General features: G+C 67.7%; 1 pseudogene. It reads right to left on the bottom strand.

Annotated elements, in window-relative coordinates:
• Positions 1-279 (bottom strand): annotated as a pseudogene (locus ACU18_RS19035) (ABC transporter ATP-binding protein); the annotation flags it as partial.

Below are 279 nucleotides of genomic sequence, written 5' to 3'. Positions count from 1 at the left end.
GGGCCCCACAATCGCCACCGTCTGCCCCGGCTCCGCCATCAAAGACAGCGAAGAGATCAACGGCTTGTCCGCCGAGTACGCAAAGGACACGTCCTCGAACTCCAGCCGCCCCCGCACCGATTCGGGCCGCAGCGGCGCGTCCGGGTCCGTCAGCTCCTCCTCCTCATCCAGCAGCGAGAACACCCGCTCAGCGGACGCCACCCCGGACTGCAGCAGGTTCGCCATGGACCCCAGCTGCGCCAGCGGCATGGTGAACTGCCGCGAGTACTGGATGAACGC

The organism is Arthrobacter sp. ZBG10 (genome assembly GCF_001238605.1).
Classification (GTDB): Bacteria; Actinomycetota; Actinomycetes; order Actinomycetales; family Micrococcaceae; genus Arthrobacter.
This window is presented reverse-complemented; position numbering and strand designations above follow the sequence as displayed.